Origin of the sequence: Brevundimonas subvibrioides ATCC 15264 (genome assembly GCF_000144605.1) — a bacterium.
Classification (GTDB): Bacteria; Pseudomonadota; Alphaproteobacteria; order Caulobacterales; family Caulobacteraceae; genus Brevundimonas; species Brevundimonas subvibrioides.
On record NC_014375.1, the window covers coordinates 896073 to 911755 of the forward strand.

Consider the following 15683-nt stretch of genomic DNA (forward strand, 5'->3'; position numbering starts at 1 on the left):
AAGCGGGGGTGAAGGCGATCAGCCGGCTCTGGAGATGGTCTCCAGCGTTTCGCCCACGGATTTCTCCTTTACCCGTGCCGAGAGGTCGCCCAGTGAGACGACGCCGACCAGATTGCCGTGACGGTCCAGCACGGGCAGGCGCCGAATCCGGGCCGACGCCATCAGGTCCAGCGCGGACTTCAGATCGTCGCTGTCCAGCACCGTGGTCACGGTCGACGTCATCACCTCGCTGACGGGGGCCGACCCCGGCTTGCCCTGACCCAGGCCCCGCACGGCGATGTCGCGATCGGTGATCGTGCCGACAAGGGCGGTGCCGTCAGAGACGGGCAGGAATCCGAAATCGCCGGCACCCATGCGCGCCGCCACCTCCTGGATCGGATCGGCGGGCCGGGCGACCTGTACGTCCCTGCTCATCACATCCTTGATTTTCACGACGGAACTCCGGGTCTGCTGCGTTGAACCGTCAGAACCCGCCGCGCACGACCGCGTTCCCGGTGGCCGCGCGACAAGCGTGGCCGTTCATCTAGCTGTCTGTTTGACAACAGGCGGCTCAGACGCGTGTCAGCTTCACCGTGGTTTTCTGGTCCTCGCCGCCCAATCAGGGGCGGGTGAAGAGGAAAGAAGATCATGACGACCGCCCTGACGAAGAAAGCCCTGCTTTCGCTGCTGGCGGCGTCGGCGGTCGCGATCGCGACCCCGACGCTGGCCCAGTCCTATGGGGGCCACCACGGTGGCGGCCATGGCGGAGGCTATGGCCAGGGTTACAACGGCGGCTGGAACGGCGGGGGCCTGAACGGCGACCAGGCCCGCCTGTCCCAGCGCATCGACCGCGCCGCCTATACCGGCCGCATCAGCCGCCGCGAGGCCCGCGACCTGCGCTGGCAGCTGAGCGAGTACCAGCGGGTCGAGTGGCAGTACCGCCGCGACGGCCTGAGCCGCTGGGAGCGTCGCGACCTGGAGGACCGCCTCGACCGGATCGGCCGCGCGCTGCGCGAGGACCGCCGCGACGGCGGCTGGCGCGACCGGTACTGATCCGACGCTGAGCTAAAGAAGGGCCGCTTCCGAAGGGAGGCGGCCCTTTTGCTTTGTCGAACGCAGGGCTATGCCCCGGCGCGAAACCGGAGCCGACCATGACCGCAGCCGACGACGCCCGCCTGATCCTCGCCCGTCTCGGCGTGCCCGATACGGCGTTCTCCACCGGAGGGCTGCCGTGCCGCTCCCCCGTCGACGGCTCGGCCGGGTCCCCCGTCCGCGTCCACGATCGATCCGATGTCGACGCCGCCCTGTCCGCGGCGGCGGGAGCCTTCGCCGCCTGGCGTCGCGTGCCGGCCCCGCGCCGGGGCGAACTGGTCCGGCTGCTGGGCGAGGAGCTTCGCGCGGCCAAGGCCGACCTGGCCATGCTGGTCACGCTGGAGGCCGGCAAGATCACGTCCGAGGGGCTGGGCGAGGTGCAGGAGATGATCGACATCTGCGACTTCGCCACCGGCCTGTCGCGCCAGCTCTATGGTTTGACCCTGCCCAGTGAACGTCCCGGCCACCACATGCGCGAGACCTGGCAGCCGCTGGGCCCGGTCGCGGTGATCTCGGCTTTCAACTTCCCCGTGGCCGTCTGGGCGTGGAACGCGGCCCTGGCCCTGGTCTGCGGCGATCCGGTGATCTGGAAGCCATCGGAGAAGACTCCGCTGACGGCCCTGGCGGTCCATGCGGTGGCGGAGCGGGCGCTGGCGCGCTTCGGCGACGCCCCCGACGGCCTGCTTCAGCTGCTGGTCGGCGGACGCGACGTGGGCGAGGCCCTGGTCGCCGATCCGCGCGTGGCCCTGGTGTCCGCGACGGGGTCGACCCGAATGGGCCGGGCGGTGGCGACGACGGTCGCCGGCCGGCTGGGCCGGTCGCTGCTGGAGCTGGGCGGCAACAACGCCATGATCGTCACCCCGTCGGCCGACATGGACATGGCCGTGCGGGCCATCGCCTTCTCGGCCGTCGGCACCTGCGGGCAGCGGTGCACGACCTTGCGCCGCCTGCTGGTGCACGAAGACGTCGCCGACGCCCTGATCGCGCGGCTGGCCAGCGCCTATTCGACCCTGCCGGTCGGCGATCCGCGCGCGCCCGGCACCCTGGTCGGCCCCCTGATCGACGAGGATGCCGTGAAGGGCTTCGAAGCGGCCTTGGCCCAGGCGGTCGCCGAAGGCGGCACGGTCGTTGTCGGCGGGACGCGGGGGGAGGGCAGCTACGTCCGCCCGGCCATCGTCCGCATGCCGGCCCAGAGCGCGGTGGTCCGGCACGAGACCTTCGCCCCGATCCTCTATGTCCTGACCTGGCGGGATTTCGACGACGCGGTGGCCCTGCAGAACGACGTGCCTCAGGGGCTGTCGAGCTGCGTCTTCACCGACAGCGTGCGCGAGGCCGAGGCCTTCCTGTCGGCCTGGGGGTCGGACTGCGGCATTGCCAACGTCAACATCGGTCCCTCCGGCGCGGAGATCGGCGGGGCCTTCGGGGGCGAGAAGGAGACTGGCGGCGGGCGTGAATCCGGCTCCGACGCCTGGAAAGCCTACATGCGCCGTCAGACCCAGACGGTGAATTTCTCGGCCGACCTGCCGCTGGCCCAGGGCGTGACCTTCGAAGTCTAGGGAGGCCCGCGACAGCACCGCGCCTCGACGCGGAGGCCGCGGGTCCCCATTGTATCCGTCATGAACCGTCGTGACCTCCTGACCCGGGCCGCGCTGCTCGCCGGTGGGCTGGGCGGCGCCTGGTGGCTGCGCGACAATGTCCTGTGGCGCGATCCGGCCGTGACGTTCGGGCCGGACGGGACCAGCGGCTGGAAGCCGTATGACGAGCCGCGCGCCGCCACACCGACCGCCCTCGTCACCATCGCCGGGCAGACAGTCCGGGCCCTGATCGATTCCGGGGCGCAGTTCTCGGTGATCGACAGCGGCCTGTTCGACGCGCTGGGCCTGACCCGCACCTTCGACCTGCCACTGGTGGCGTATGGCGTCGGCGGCGGCGCGCAGATGGGTCGCGGGACCACGCTGCAGATCGCGCTGGGGGACATGCGGATCGCCAACCTGCGCGCCGCCATCCTGACCCTCGGCCCCCTGGCCATGCGAGAGGGACTGTCGGCCCCGCTGATCCTGGGTCAGGATGTGCTGGGCGAGTCCATTCTGGAGCTGGACACCGTCGAGCACCGGCTGCGGTTCCATGACCGGACCAGCCACGTCCTGCCGCCCGACGTCCTGCCGGTCACGGTGGGCAAGTCCCGCGGGGCCCTCGAGACCGAGGTCACGGTCGAGGGCGCGCGCGTGCGGGCCGTGGTCGATACCGGCGCGTCCGCCCTGCTCGCCCTGGGCCGCGAAACCGCAGAGGGGGCGGGTCTGCTGGACGGACGCACCGTGCGACGGGGCGCCAGTATCGTGCTGGGCGGGGCCATCGCCTCGCAACTGGTCCGTGCCCGGACGGTCACCGTCGGCGATCAGCTGTATCGAGACGTGGAGACTGCCATCTATGCCGACGTCGCCCTGCCGGGCTTCCCGCAGGCGCTGGTCGGGATGGAGGCGTTCGAGGGACAGCGGCTGGTGCTCGACCTGGGGGGCACGGCCCTGCACACCTCGCGGCCGATGGATCTGACGGTGCGCTAGGGCCGGGTCTGCCCGGTGCCGGTCACCAGATATTTGAAACTGGTCAGCTGTTCGGCTCCCACCGGCCCACGCGCATGCAGCCGCGAGGTCGAGATGCCGATCTCGCCGCCGAAGCCGAATTCGCCGCCGTCGGCGAACTGGGTCGAGGCGTTCCACAGCACGATGGCGCTGTCGACGGCCTGCTGGAACGCGGCGGCGGCCCAGGCGTCCTCGGCCACGATGGCCTCGGTGTGGCCCGAACCATAGGTGGCGATGTGTTCGATGGCCTGGTCCAGCCCGTCGACGATCCGCACCGACAGCATCGGGGCCAGATATTCCGTCGACCAGTCGGCCTCCTCCGCCGCTGCCATGCCGGGCACCAGGCCCATGGCCTCCGCGTCGCCGCGCATCGCGCAGCCCGCCGCCGTCAGGGCCGCTGCCACCGGCACCAGCAGCCGCTCCGCCGCCGCCCGGTCCACCAGCAGCGTCTCGGTCGCGCCGCAGACGGACACGCGCCGCATCTTGGCGTTGACAACCACGTCCACCGCCATGGCCGGATTGGCCGAGGCGTGCAGATAGGTGTGGTTCAGCCCCTCAAGGTGACCCAGCACCGGGACGCGCGCATCCGTCTGCACCCGCGCCACCAGGCTCTTGCCGCCGCGCGGGATCAGCAGGTCGATGTTGCCCTCCAGCCCCGTCAGCAGGGCCCCGACGGCGGCGCGGTCGGGCGTGTCCACCAGCTGGACCGCATCGACCGGCAGACCGGCCTCGACCAGACCTTCGACCATGGCGGCATGGATGGCGCGCGAACTGTCCAGACAGTCGGAGCCGCAGCGCAGGATGGCGACATTGCCCGACCGGATCGACAGGGCCGCAGCGTCGGCGGTCACATTGGGGCGGCTCTCGTAGATGATGGCCAGCACGCCCAGCGGCGTCCGCACCCGCTGGAAGGCCAGGCCGTTCGGCCGGGTCCAGCGCTCGGTCACGACGCCCAGCGGATCGGCGAAGGCCGCGACCTCATCCACGGCGTCCGCCATGGCGGCGATCCGGGCCGGGGTCAGGGCCAGACGGTCCTGCAAGGCCTCGCTCATGCCACTGACGCGCGCCCGGCTCAGGTCGATCTGGTTGGCCTCCAAGATCGCATCGGCCCGGGCACGCAGCGACCGGGCGGCGGCGGACAGGGCGCGGCTGCGGACGTCGGCCGGCGCGGTGCGGACAGCGGCCGCGGCGGCCCGCGCGCGACGGCCCATGGCCAGCATGTCGGTGTCGATATCGGTCATCAGGTCAGCACCAGATCGTCGCGGTGAATGGCCACGCCGGGACCCTTGTAGCCCACGATGGCCTCGATCTCACCCGAGTGGCGACCCAGGATCAGGGCCATCTCCTCGGCCGAATAGGCTGCCAGGCCGACGCCGACGGCGGTACCCGCGCTGAGCACCCGCACGCTGTCGCCCCGGTCGAACCGGCCCTCGATGCGGCGCACGCCCGAGGCCAGAAGGCTGCGCCCGCCGGCCAGGGCGTCGGCCGCGCCGGCGTCGATCTCGATCGAGCCCGCCGGCTCCAGACTGCCCGCGATCCAGGACTTGTAGGCCTGCATGGGGCTGGCCGGGGCCGTGATCAGGGTCGCCCGGGCCCCGTGGGTGACCGCCGACAGGGGGCGCGCGACGAGACCCGAGACGATCAGGGTCGCGCACCCGGCCGACCGCGCGATCCGCGCGGCCTCCAGCTTGGTCGTCATGCCGCCGGTCCCGACCGAGGCCTCGGCATTCGCGCCGCCCGCCATAGCCAGGACATCCGGCGTCAGGGCATCGATCCGATCCAGATGGCTGGCGTCCGGGTTGCGGCGCGGATCGGCCGTATACAGACCGTCCACGTCCGACAGCAGGACCAGCAGGTCCGCCCGCGCCAGCTGGGCCGTGCGTGCGGCCAGGCGATCGTTGTCGCCGTAGCGGATCTCCTCGGTGGCGACGGTGTCGTTCTCGTTGACCACCGGCACGACACCGAGCTTCAGCAGGGCCTCCAGCGTCGCACGGGCGTTCAGCCAGCGTCGGCGGCGTTCGGTGTCGTCGCGCGTCAGCAGCACCTGGGCCACCGTCATGCCGCGCGAAGCCAGCGCCGCCTCCCACGCCTGCATCAGAAGCGACTGGCCGACGGCCGCCGCTGCCTGTTTCTCGTCAAGCCGCGCGTTCTTCTCCAGCCCCAGACGGCCGCGCCCCAAGGCCACGGCTCCGGACGAGACAACGATCACGGATCGCTTGGACGCCCGCAACGCGGCGATGTCCTCGGCCAGGCCCGCCAGCCAGGGCAGGGCGGCGGCGCGCGTGTCCCCGTCCACGACCAGGGATGAGCCGACCTTGACCACCACGCGGCGCGCATGGCGAAGGGCTTCGGCGGCGGTGGCAGGCGGGGAGGCAGTCACAGCGTGACAATGGCGTCACCCCGCGTGCACCGCAACACGCGATCAGACGTCGGTGTAGCCGTCGCAGGAGGCGGGGTCGCCCGACTGGTACCCGCGGCGCAGGGCCTCGACCCGCTGGGCCGAGGTGCCGTGGGTGAAGCCGTCGGGGTTCACCTGTCCGCCGGAGCGGCGCTGCAGGGTGTCGTCGCCGATGGCGGCGGCGGTCTTGGCCCCCTCCTCAAGGTCGCCCTGCTCGACGGCGACCTCGCCATTGGACACTGAGGCGGCATTGGCGGCCCAGACCCCGGCGTAGCAGTCGGCCTGGAGCTCCAGCCCCACGGAATACTGGTTCGCCTCGGCCTCGCCCGACGCACGGGCCTGGGCCTGTTGCACGCGCTGCGAGGCCCCGGTCAGGGTCTGGACGTGGTGGCCGATCTCGTGGGCCAGGACATAGGCGCGGGCGAAGTCGGCGCCGGAGGCCCCCAGCTGGGTCTCCATCTCTTCCCAGAATGACAGGTCGAGGAAGACCTGACGGTCGGCGGGGCAATAGAAGGGACCCATGGCCGACTGGCCGTAACCGCAGCCGGTCTGGGTGCCTTGTGTGTAGATGACGATGTTCGCGGGCGGGGTATAGCCGTCGAGTTTCGAGGCCCAGACCTGGTTGATGTTGCCGCCCACGATGTCGACGAACTGACCGGCCTGATCCTCGGGCGTGCCGAGCGTGCCTTCCTGGGCCGAGCCTGCCCCGCCGAACTGGCTGGCGACCTGCTGGGTCGTGGAAGGGTCGATGCCGAAGACGAAATAGCCGATCAGGCTGAGAACGACGACGCCGATCCCGCCGCCCGCGACCGCGCCGCCGCCCAGGCCGCGCCGATCCTCGACGTTTCCGCCCCCGCGTTGTCCACCCTGCCAGCGCATGTTCGCCTCCCGATTTCCTGACCCAAGCTAGGCCGGAACGCAGGCGAAGGGGAAGGGATGCAGTCGCCGGACGCGACTATCGAGGCGTGCGCGCCAGCCAGTCGTCGATCTGGGTCACGCCCGACACCGTGGCCTCGCGATCGCGACGGGCGGCCTCTGGCGTCTGGGGGACCAGAGGCTGCAGGGGAATGTAGGGTTCGGGGGCCCGGGCGGCCCGAAGATCCTGCTGCGTCAGCCGGGCGCCGAGCTGGGTTTGCCGCGCGAAGGCCGCCTGATCCTGGGACCGCTGTCGCAGCCGTTCGGTCTCGTAGCGATGCTGGTCCGCGACCGAGGCACCCGCGAAGGGACCGGGGATGCGTGTCTGGGCCATGGTGCCTCCGGCGGCGGTCAGAAGGGCGAGAGCGGGAAGGAGCAGGAGCGTCTTCATGGAAGGAAACATGGGTCCGAAGGCCGCAGACGCCAAGCGTGGCCGCAACCTTGGGCACCGACGCCTGTTTCACCGGCCTCATTCAACGGAAAGGCCAATCCATGTCCCAGTCCCTCTCTGGCAAGCGCGTCGCCGTCCTCGCGACCGACGGCGTGGAGCAGATCGAGCTGCTCGACCCGGTCAAGGCGCTGAAGGCCGCCGGTGCGACGGTCGAGGTCATCTCGCCCAAGGCCGGCTCCATTCAGGGCTTCAACCACCTGACGCCCGGGGACAAGATTCCCGTCGACAGACCGCTGTCGGACGCCGACGCCGCCGACTATCAGGCCCTGCTGCTGCCGGGCGGCGTGGCCAACCCCGACCAGCTGCGGGTCGATGACACCGCGCTGGCCTTCATCCGCGCCTTCTTCGATGCCGGCAAGCCGGTTGCCGCCATCTGCCATGCGCCCTGGCTGCTGATCGATGCGGGCGTGGTCGAGGGGCGTCGCCTGACCAGCTTCAAGACCATCCGTACCGATCTGCGCAACGCCGGGGCCGAGGTGGTGGACGAGGAGGTCGTGGTCGACGACGGGCTGGTGACCAGCCGCAGCCCCGACGATCTGCCCGCCTTCAACGCCAAGATGATCGAGGAGATCGCTGAGGGTCGCCACGGCCATGGCGGGGCGAGCCGGTCCAGCGACCGGACCCCTGCGGCCAGCTTCAGCTAGAGGTCGCATCCAGGCTGAAGACCGAGCATCGCTTGATGGCAAAGTCTTCCAGCTCCCGCGTCGTGGGGACCTGATATTCCGCGAGGAAGGTCAGGCCCTCGGCGCGGAAGTAGGTCCGGTGGGGATCGCCGATCAGGACGCGCGATCCCTGCCGCCGGGCCTGCCTCAGCCAGGCCATGACCCGATCCGTCATCGGCTTTTCGTAACAGACGTCACCCGCGCAGATCACGTCGACCTCCGGCGGATCGACATCCAGCAGATCGGTCTCGGTGAAGGCCACCTCGACGCCGTTGGCTTGCGCGTTCAGCGCGACCGCCGCGCCGCAGAACGGATCGATGTCGGCGCACAGGACGCGGGTCGCCCCCGCCTTCATCGCGGCAATGCCGACCAGTCCCGAACCGGTGGCGAAATCCAGCACGGATTTGCCGGCCACTTCGTCCGGGGTGTCCAGCAGCCAGCGCGTCAGCCCCTGTCCGCCCGACCAGGCGAAGGCCCAGAACGGCGGAGGCAGGCCGAGCTCGCCCAGCTCTTCCTCGGTCATGCGCCAGATGGGTGTGATCTCGTCGGCCAGCCACAGCCGGATCTCCGGCGTGTGCGGCACGGCCTGCAGGCGGGTGTTGGCCAGGATGAAGGCGGACGGGTCGGCGATGGCCATGCGCAGCCTGTGCGCCCTCGAGCCGGGCCGGGCTAGAGCCAGGGCCGCAAAATCGCGCGGACGTCGACGCGCGCTTTCAACCGGGCGGCCAGCAGATAGATCCCGCCCAGCTTCCTCTGGATGAACAGGGTGTCGATCGGCGGGATGTGCCAGACGGCGCGGTCCTCGGCGAAGGTCATGCCGCGCGTCCGCAGATGGCCGACCACGGCGGTGTCACCGAAGTCGAAGGGCTCGGTGGACTGGAACGGGGCCATGGCCAGATCGAACATCGCTTCCAGCCCCGCGCGATCCTTGTTCAGCGCCCGCTCGTCGAAGAAGCCGATCCGCCGCGCCGCCTCGATGGCCCCGTCGCGGTCCTCGTCGAGCGCGGCCCTCAGGAAGATGCGATAGCCCTCCGCCACCTCCGGCCGGATCTCGCGCGTCGCCCCGAAATCCAGCAGGACGATCCGTCCCGTGGTGGAGTCGTGCCGATAGTTGGCGAAGTTCGGATCGGTCTGCATCAGGCCGAACTCGAACAATTCGCGCAGCAGCAGCTGCATCAGGGCGGTCGCCACCTGGTCCCGCTCGGCCTGTGGCGCGGCGATCAGGTCCTCGACCGGGCCCCCGGCCAGATAGGTCATGGCCAGGACGTCGGGGCGGGTCAGGTCGGCGTGCAGCCGGGGGACGGCAAAGTCCGCATGGCCGGCGAGCAGGGTTCCGAAGCGCGCCAGATGCCGGCCCTCGTGCTCGTAGTCGGCCTCCTCGTGCAGCTGACGCTTGGCCTCGCCCAGCAGGGGGGTGACGTCCAGCTCGCGCGGCAGCAGGCCCGAGATCCGCAGCAGGGTGGCGACATTGTCGACGTCGCTGTCGATGCTGTTCCGGACCCCGGGATACTGGACCTTGATGGCCAGGTCCTCGCCCTCCAGCGTCAGGGCGCGGTGCACCTGGCCGATCGAGGCGGCGGCGATGGGGTCGAAGTCGAAGCGATGAAAGCGTGCCTCCCAGCCCCGGCCCCAGCGGCGGTTCAGGGCCGCCTTCAGCTGGACCTGGGGCATGGGCCGGGCGTCGGCGCGCAGGCGCGACAGGATGTCGGACAACTCGGGCGGCAGCATCTCGCCGGCGTCCATGGAGATCAGCTGACCCACCTTCATGGCCGCACCGCGCAGCTGGGCCAGCTGTTCGGTCACGCGCACCGCGTTGGCGGGGGTCAGCAGCAGGTCGCCGACGGTCGGTCGCCGGCCCTGGCTGAACTGCCGGGCCCCTTCGGCCAGCATGCCGCCGGCCACGCCCGAGGCCAGCCCGCCGAAGCGGGCGAGACGGGACAGGCGCCCGCTGGGGACGGCCATTCCGCGTGGGGCTGATGAAGGCGCTCGCATGGACGCACAGATGGGCCGAGCGCGGGCGAACCGGAATGCGGCATGACCGCCGGGTCGGTCAGCCGGTCAGATCTGTTCGACCTTGGCCACGATCACGGCATCGTCGCCGACGCCCAGGCGCTGGGTGAAATAGGCCTCGATCCAGCGGGCGATCCCGGCGGCGTGGGTGACGGCCAGGTCGACGGTGAGATACTGGCGCGGCTCGAAGGCCACGATCGTGCCCCCGCCCAGCGACGCCACCAGTCCGTCGGGCCAGTCGGTGGCGTGAGAGGCCATATTGGCCTGGCCGTCGACGTACTGGACCCAGAGGGCGTCGTCGCCCTCCACCGACAGGGTGGCGCACAGACCGACGGGGCCCTGCTGGCATCGGGTCACGGCATCTTCGATGGTGGCGAAGGAAGTCGGGGTCATAAGGTCGGCATCCTGCTGCTGGCGGCTCCCGGGACGTCGACATCGCCCCCGGTCCCCTCACTATTCGCCGCCCGGAGCCAGGCGGCAACCGCCCGGCGGGGGCGTGTCAGGTTCCAGCAGGTGGCCTGCAAGCCCGATCGGCCGCGGGGACGCGCTGCGAGGTGGACGCGTCCTCACGGCCATGACAGACCGTCATTCTGGAGTAAGCGTCATGACCCGATCAGCGAGCCTGTCTGCCCTGGTCCTGGTTCTGATGGCCCTGATCGGCGGCTGCGCGACGTCGGTTCCGGTCCAGGTTTCGGTGAGCACGACCCCAACCCTCTCGGCGGTTCTGAGGCCCCGACTGTCCGGCGGCGAGGTCGAGGCGATAGAAGTCCGCTATGTCATCCAGGACGGCGTCCTGCCGGCGGGCGAGGCGTTCAGCCTCGTCGCCCCCGTGGTCTACGACACCGTCGAGGGCATCGCGGATCGGATGATCGACCTGAAGGTCGAGGACGCTGACGGCCCCGTCGTCCTGACCGTCTTCGACGATCCCGTCGCGCCGGGCGGGTCTCCCTACTATCGACGCTGGCGCGCGGATCGCGGCGTCCGCTTCCCGGTCAGGGTCTCCTACTCCGCCCTTGTGCAGCCAGCCGGCGCGCGCGGCGGGCCTCCCCTCGGCATTCGGCCGTCCGCGGGTGGCGTCAGCGGGGCCGGATCGTCTTTCCTGCTGCTGCCAGACAATGCCGGGGTCGGTCGGAGCCGTATCCACTGGGAGCTCGGAGGCTTTGACGCCCGGTCCCTTGCGGCCTCCTCGTTTGGAGACGGCGACTTCGACCTGGCGGGCGCGCCCGACGCTTTGCTCAAGGGCTGGTACATGGCGGGCCCGGCGGGCCGATATCCCGCGACCGGAGATGCCGACGGCTTCAGCGCCACCTGGCTAGGGCGTCCGCCGTGGGATGTGGAAGACACCATGGCCTGGTCGGGGCGGGTCTACGCGGACCTCGCGCGCTTTTTTCAGACAGAGGCCCCCCGTTATCGTGTCTTCGTGCGGGTGCTGGCGACACCCCCCTTCGGCGGCGGCACGGCGATGACGAACAGCTTCCTGTTCTCGCGCGGACCGCTCCGCTCCGACGAGGTGGTCGAGGTCCCGAAGCGGACCCTCGTCCATGAGATGATCCACGGCTTCGTCGGGGGTATCGAGGGGCCCCGGTGGGAGCAGGGCTGGTTCGCCGAGGGGCTCACGTCCCACTACACCTCGCAGCTGCAGCTGCGCGGTGGCTACATCACGCTCGAGGGCTATGTGCGGGAGATCAACCAGGCGGCGGAGGAGTATTACACCAACCCGGCCCGGAACTGGTCGGCGGAACGGATCGCCTCGGTCGGCTTCGACGACCCCCGGGTCCGCCGCCTGCCGTATGTGCGTGGCCAGTTGTATTTCGCGGCTCTGGACGCCCGGGTCCGGACGTATTCGGACGGCCGGCGCGATCTGGATACTGTGATGCGCGAGGTCTTCGTCCGCCGCGACGCAGGCGAACGCTTCGACAATACGGCCTGGCGCGAAATCGTTGAGCGGGAAGCGGGCCCGGGGTCCGCCGCCCGGTTCGACGCCGTCGTGTTGCAGGGCACTGAGACGCTCATCCCGCCGCCCGGAATGCTGGCCCCCTGCCTGGCCGCCGAACCTGCAATCTACGAAAACGCGGGCGCGCCGATCGAGGGGTACCGATGGATCGTGTCGGCGCAGGCCGGCCGGGGATGCGGCGGGCCAGGGCTCGCCGGATGGTAGGGCCCAATCCTCCGTGCGAGGCTGCGGCGCGAAGGAGACCATCCTCCAGCGACGACCGCTTCCCGTCCTGATGGACTTTCAGAGCGTCCGCTTGCGCGCCGTCGCTTCGCGCAGCACCGACAGATAGCCGGGCGCGATCTCCATGCGGTCGCCATGGCCCTTCTCGACGAGGGCCCGGTGCAGTGCCGGCAGCCTGTCGCAGCGGACGTGCATGAACAGGTGGTGCTCGGCGTGGAAATTGACCCAGTAGGGGGCGATGAAGGCGCGTTCCCACCAGGCGGCGCGCGTGGTCCGGGCGGCGCGGAAGGGGTCGGTGGCCGAGTTCTCGACGCAGGCGTGCTCGGCGATGTTCCTCAGGCGGGTGACCAGCGGAAACCAGGTCGCCATCGGCAGCAGCCACAGCGCGAAATAGGCCCGCCAGACCGCGGCGAGGCTCGGCCCCTTCCAGGCGGACTTCTCCCGGAACGGGGCCCAATCCCCGGGCGAGAACAGCTCGGTCGGCGAGATGCGGGGGGCGGCGGCCATTGACCCAGATTAGGCCCCGTGGCCAGATCGTCAAAGCGTCGGGCTGGCGCGACCCATGGAGCCTCGATCATGCGCAGCGGTCTTGCAGCAGTTGTCCTGTTTACCGGCGTCATGGGGGCGGGGGCCCTGGTGCCGGTCGGGCCGGGTGCCCAGGCGGCCAGTTTCGACTGTACCCGCGCCCGCCGGGCCGACGAGGTCGCCATCTGCGGCAATCGTGCGCTGGAAGACGCCGACGTGAGGATGAGCACGACCTACACCCTGGTCCTCCAGCTGGTCGGCATGGGCATGCGGGGCGACCTGCGCGACAGCCAGACCGCCTGGCTGCGGGAGCGGGGCCGGTGCGGCGGCAACGTCACCTGCATCGCCCGGTCCTACCGCGCGCGGACCCAGCGGCTGGAGGCGGTGTTCCAGACGGTCGTCCGCCAAGGGCCGTTCTGACGTCAGCCTGACCTGACAAAAGTCAGGTTGACATGACATCAGTCCGATGTAAGGTAGGCCTTACATCGGAGAGCGATCATGCAACTGCCCAAGACCTGGGATCCCGCCCACAAACGCTATGTCATCCGCACCAACTGCTTCATGGCGGGGTATGTGGCCGTCAACGTCGCCGCCATCTTCGGGGCGTTCGATGAGATCATCGGCAAGCCCGCCGGACTGGCGCTGGGCCTCATCGTCGCCGCCCCGGTCGCGGGGCAGGTCTGGGCCACCCTGTCGCTGATCAACGAAAGCGACGAGTTCGTCCGCGCCCTGACCGCCAAGCGGTTCATCGTCGCCTCGGGCCTGGCCATGGCGCTGTTCGCCGGCTGGGGCTTCATGGAGAGCTATGGTGGTGCCCCGCACGCGCCGGGCTGGATCGTCTACATCCTGTTCTGGGGCCTGTTCGGCCTGATCTCCCCCTTCATCAAGAACACGCGCTGATGAGGAACACCTTGAGAGACCTTCGCACGTCGCGGGGCTGGACCCAGGAACAGCTGGGTCAGGCGCTGGGCGTCTCGCGACAGGCGGTCAACGCCCTCGAGACCGAGAAACACGACCCCTCCCTCGACCTCGCCTACCGGATCGCCGCGGTCTTCGGCCAGCCGGTCGAGGCCATCTTCGACAATCCCCACGCCTGACACCCGTCAGGCTAACCCCGAAGGACATCACCATGCGTTTTCAGACCGCCTTTCCGCGGTGCCGGCGCCCCCTTGCCTGGTTCCCGGTCATCGTCGCCATCGTCGTCGCCTGCAGCGTGGGCCAGCACGAGGCGAAGGCCGAACCCTTCCGGGCCGCCCAGACGGCCCCCTTCAGCTCCGACCGGCTGTCGGTCGAGGTGATCGGCACCGGACCCGACGTCATCCTGATCCCGGGGCTGGCCTCCTCGCGCGAGGTCTGGCGGCCCCTGGCCACCCGGCTGGCCGCGACGCACCGGGTGCATCTGGTCCAGCTGGCCGGGTTCGCAGGCGAGCCCTGGAGCCATAGCGACGGACCGTTCGTCCAGCCGGAGGTCGACGACCTGGCCCGCTACATCGCCGAGGCCGGTCTGGACCGTCCCGCCGTCATCGGCCATTCCATGGGCGGCCTGTCGGGCCTGCTGCTGGCCCAGCAGCATCCGGACCGCGTCGGCCGGTTGATGATCGTCGATGCCCTGCCGTTCTACAGCGCCATCTTCGGCCCGACGGCGACGGCCGAATCCGCCCGTCCGTTCGCGGCGCGCTTCGCCTCGGGAATGCTCGCCGCCGACGACGCCACGTTCCGATCGCAGCAGGCCCAGTCCGCCATGGGCCTGGCCCGCGATCCGGCCATGCGCGAAACCATGGTCGCATGGTCGATGGCCAGCGACCGTCAGGCTTTGGCGGCGGCCCTGACCGACGTCATGACCACCGACGCCCGACCTGGGCTGGCGAACATGGCCACGCCCGTGACGGCGGTCTATGCCACCGACGCCGACGGCGGCCCGCCGCCCGCGATGGCGCAGGGCCTGTGGACGCAGGAATACGCGAGCCTGCCCGGCGTCACCCTGATTGCCGTCGACGGCAGCCGCCACTTCATCATGGCCGACCAGCCGGCGCGGTTCGATCAGCTGGTGGATGATTTTCTGAAATAGTTCAGGCGGCGGCGGGCTTGGGCTCGCCGCCGAACTCATCCGCATAGGCCGGGGCGACCAGGCCGCGGAACGCGCTCTGCGGCACGGTGATCTCGAAGGTGCCCTCGGCATAGGGGCCGACCAGATAGGGGGCGATCAGGAAGACCAGGCCGCCCGCCTTGCCCGGCGTCACGCCTTGCGCCAGCACGAAGGGCGTGGTCGCGGCCCTGGGGCAGGTCCAGTCGCCGCCGGTCAGGGACACGGTCTGGGCCGCCGGATCGCGCTTCTTCTTCTCGGCATTGATGGCGGCGCACAGGGCGGTGTCGAGCGCCGACAGATTGGCTCCCTTGGTGAACAGGTCGGCGACCGTGATCTCGCGCTTCAGCGCCTTGTCCCACAGGATCGACAGGAAGGACGCGTTGGGGTGTGCCCCGCCGGTGAACTCGCTGTCGGTGCGGACCAGGCTAAACAGCTTGCCGGTCTCGGCCCCCGGCGTGACCTCGATCGACTTGTCGTAGGGCCCCATGCCAGGATCGCCCCCGGCCTCGGTCCGGTCGGCCTGGGCACCCTCGGTGAACTCGCGCAGGTCCGCGACGGTGCGGGCATAGAGGGCGGCGTGCAGGTCGGGCTGGGTTTTGAGGGCGACGGGCAGGCTCAGGCTGACCTCGGCATAGGGCGTCTTGGACTCATAGGCCATCGGCGCGGCCGCCTCGGCCGGGGTGACCAGAGCCCCGGCGGCGGGCGCGGTGGCGGCGGTCTCGGCGGGCTTGTCGCGATTGCACCCGGCCAGGGTGGCGCTCAAGGCCAGACTGATGACGAGGACACGGATGGGGACGGTCATGACGATCT

19 protein-coding genes are annotated in these 15683 nt (G+C 70.4%); 9 read left to right on the forward strand and 10 right to left on the reverse strand.

Translation table 11 applies throughout. The annotated features are described in order from the left end of the window. Nucleotides 1-18 precede the first annotated feature (18 nt). On the reverse strand, nt 19-414 hold the full coding sequence (locus BRESU_RS04460; protein WP_245528599.1) for a CBS domain-containing protein: 396 nt from the start codon (nt 412-414) through the stop codon (nt 19-21). 213 nt (nt 415-627) lie between these two features. On the opposite strand from BRESU_RS04460, the gene BRESU_RS04465 reads away from it, so the two are divergent. The 3 genes from BRESU_RS04465 (at nt 628) to BRESU_RS04475 (ending at nt 3632) form a co-directional block, all read left to right on the forward strand. Next, a complete protein-coding gene (locus BRESU_RS04465) occupies nt 628-1032 on the forward strand; it encodes a hypothetical protein (RefSeq protein WP_013268312.1) in 405 nt (134 codons plus the stop codon). A gap of 98 nt (nt 1033-1130) precedes the next feature. Then, nucleotides 1131-2627 carry an L-piperidine-6-carboxylate dehydrogenase gene (gene amaB, locus BRESU_RS04470; RefSeq protein ID WP_013268313.1) on the forward strand — a complete coding sequence of 499 codons (1497 nt, stop codon included), beginning with the start codon at nt 1131-1133 and terminating at the stop codon, nt 2625-2627. A gap of 60 nt (nt 2628-2687) precedes the next feature. Continuing rightward, nucleotides 2688-3632, forward strand: coding sequence for an aspartyl protease family protein (locus BRESU_RS04475; protein ID WP_013268314.1), 945 nt, complete (start codon nt 2688-2690; stop codon nt 3630-3632). Here the strand turns inward: BRESU_RS04475 and BRESU_RS04480 are convergent. The 4 genes from BRESU_RS04480 to BRESU_RS04495 form a co-directional block, all read right to left on the reverse strand. Further along, a complete protein-coding gene (locus BRESU_RS04480) occupies nt 3629-4891 on the reverse strand; it encodes a glutamate-5-semialdehyde dehydrogenase (protein ID WP_013268315.1) in 1263 nt (420 codons plus the stop codon). The two genes, BRESU_RS04475 and BRESU_RS04480, sit on opposite strands and share 4 nt — an antisense overlap. Beyond that, nucleotides 4891-6030, reverse strand: coding sequence for a glutamate 5-kinase (proB, locus tag BRESU_RS04485; protein WP_041761286.1), 1140 nt, complete (start codon nt 6028-6030; stop codon nt 4891-4893). The genes BRESU_RS04480 and proB overlap by 1 nt, the downstream gene beginning before the upstream one ends. 42 nt (nt 6031-6072) lie before the next feature. Further along, the gene (gene ypfJ / locus BRESU_RS04490; RefSeq protein WP_013268317.1) at nt 6073-6927 is read right to left on the reverse strand and encodes a KPN_02809 family neutral zinc metallopeptidase; all 855 of its coding nucleotides are present in this window, start codon (nt 6925-6927) and stop codon (nt 6073-6075) included. A 76-nt stretch (nt 6928-7003) separates the two neighbouring features. Then, nucleotides 7004-7354, reverse strand: coding sequence for a hypothetical protein (locus BRESU_RS04495; RefSeq protein ID WP_156796107.1), 351 nt, complete (start codon nt 7352-7354; stop codon nt 7004-7006). A 101-nt stretch (nt 7355-7455) separates the two neighbouring features. Between BRESU_RS04495 and BRESU_RS04500 the strand changes: the two genes are divergently transcribed. Then, complete coding sequence (locus BRESU_RS04500) at nt 7456-8058, forward strand: type 1 glutamine amidotransferase domain-containing protein (protein WP_013268319.1); 603 nt, start codon at nt 7456-7458, stop codon at nt 8056-8058. Here BRESU_RS04500 and BRESU_RS04505 read toward each other — a convergent pair. The 3 genes from BRESU_RS04505 to BRESU_RS04515 all read right to left on the reverse strand — a co-directional run bounded on the left by BRESU_RS04505 (nt 8051) and on the right by BRESU_RS04515 (nt 10479). Beyond that, nucleotides 8051-8713: a class I SAM-dependent methyltransferase gene (locus tag BRESU_RS04505; protein WP_013268320.1), complete on the reverse strand. Its 663-nt coding sequence runs from the start codon at nt 8711-8713 to the stop codon at nt 8051-8053. The genes BRESU_RS04500 and BRESU_RS04505 overlap by 8 nt on opposite strands. 32 nt (nt 8714-8745) lie before the next feature. Continuing rightward, complete coding sequence (locus BRESU_RS04510; protein ID WP_218915400.1) at nt 8746-10038, reverse strand: ABC1 kinase family protein; 1293 nt, start codon at nt 10036-10038, stop codon at nt 8746-8748. 96 nt (nt 10039-10134) lie between these two features. After that, the gene (locus BRESU_RS04515) at nt 10135-10479 is read right to left on the reverse strand and encodes a hypothetical protein (RefSeq protein ID WP_013268322.1); all 345 of its coding nucleotides are present in this window, start codon (nt 10477-10479) and stop codon (nt 10135-10137) included. Nucleotides 10480-10690: 211 nt separating this feature from the next. Between BRESU_RS04515 and BRESU_RS04520 the strand changes: the two genes are divergently transcribed. Then, nucleotides 10691-12244 carry a M61 family metallopeptidase gene (locus BRESU_RS04520; protein WP_013268323.1) on the forward strand — a complete coding sequence of 518 codons (1554 nt, stop codon included), beginning with the start codon at nt 10691-10693 and terminating at the stop codon, nt 12242-12244. A gap of 78 nt (nt 12245-12322) precedes the next feature. On the opposite strand, the gene BRESU_RS04525 is transcribed toward BRESU_RS04520, so the two are convergent. Then, a complete protein-coding gene (locus BRESU_RS04525) occupies nt 12323-12769 on the reverse strand; it encodes a fatty acid desaturase (protein WP_083777522.1) in 447 nt (148 codons plus the stop codon). A gap of 69 nt (nt 12770-12838) precedes the next feature. On the opposite strand from BRESU_RS04525, the gene BRESU_RS04530 reads away from it, so the two are divergent. The 4 genes from BRESU_RS04530 to BRESU_RS04545 all read left to right on the forward strand — a co-directional run bounded on the left by BRESU_RS04530 (nt 12839) and on the right by BRESU_RS04545 (nt 14855). After that, nucleotides 12839-13207 (forward strand): lysozyme inhibitor LprI family protein, encoded by a 369-nt coding sequence (locus BRESU_RS04530; protein WP_013268324.1) that lies wholly within the window; start codon nt 12839-12841, stop codon nt 13205-13207. A gap of 78 nt (nt 13208-13285) precedes the next feature. After that, nucleotides 13286-13687, forward strand: a complete 402-nt coding sequence (locus tag BRESU_RS04535) for a hypothetical protein (RefSeq protein WP_013268325.1) — start codon at nt 13286-13288, stop codon at nt 13685-13687. After that, nucleotides 13687-13884 (forward strand): helix-turn-helix transcriptional regulator, encoded by a 198-nt coding sequence (locus tag BRESU_RS04540; RefSeq protein ID WP_013268326.1) that lies wholly within the window; start codon nt 13687-13689, stop codon nt 13882-13884. The genes BRESU_RS04535 and BRESU_RS04540 overlap by 1 nt, the downstream gene beginning before the upstream one ends. 32 nt (nt 13885-13916) lie before the next feature. After that, the gene (locus BRESU_RS04545; protein ID WP_013268327.1) at nt 13917-14855 is read left to right on the forward strand and encodes an alpha/beta fold hydrolase; all 939 of its coding nucleotides are present in this window, start codon (nt 13917-13919) and stop codon (nt 14853-14855) included. 1 nt (nt 14856) lies between these two features. Here the strand turns inward: BRESU_RS04545 and BRESU_RS04550 are convergent, their stop codons facing one another. Further along, a complete protein-coding gene (locus BRESU_RS04550; protein ID WP_013268328.1) occupies nt 14857-15675 on the reverse strand; it encodes a DUF3298 and DUF4163 domain-containing protein in 819 nt (272 codons plus the stop codon). Between the last annotated feature and the right edge of the window lie 8 nt (nt 15676-15683).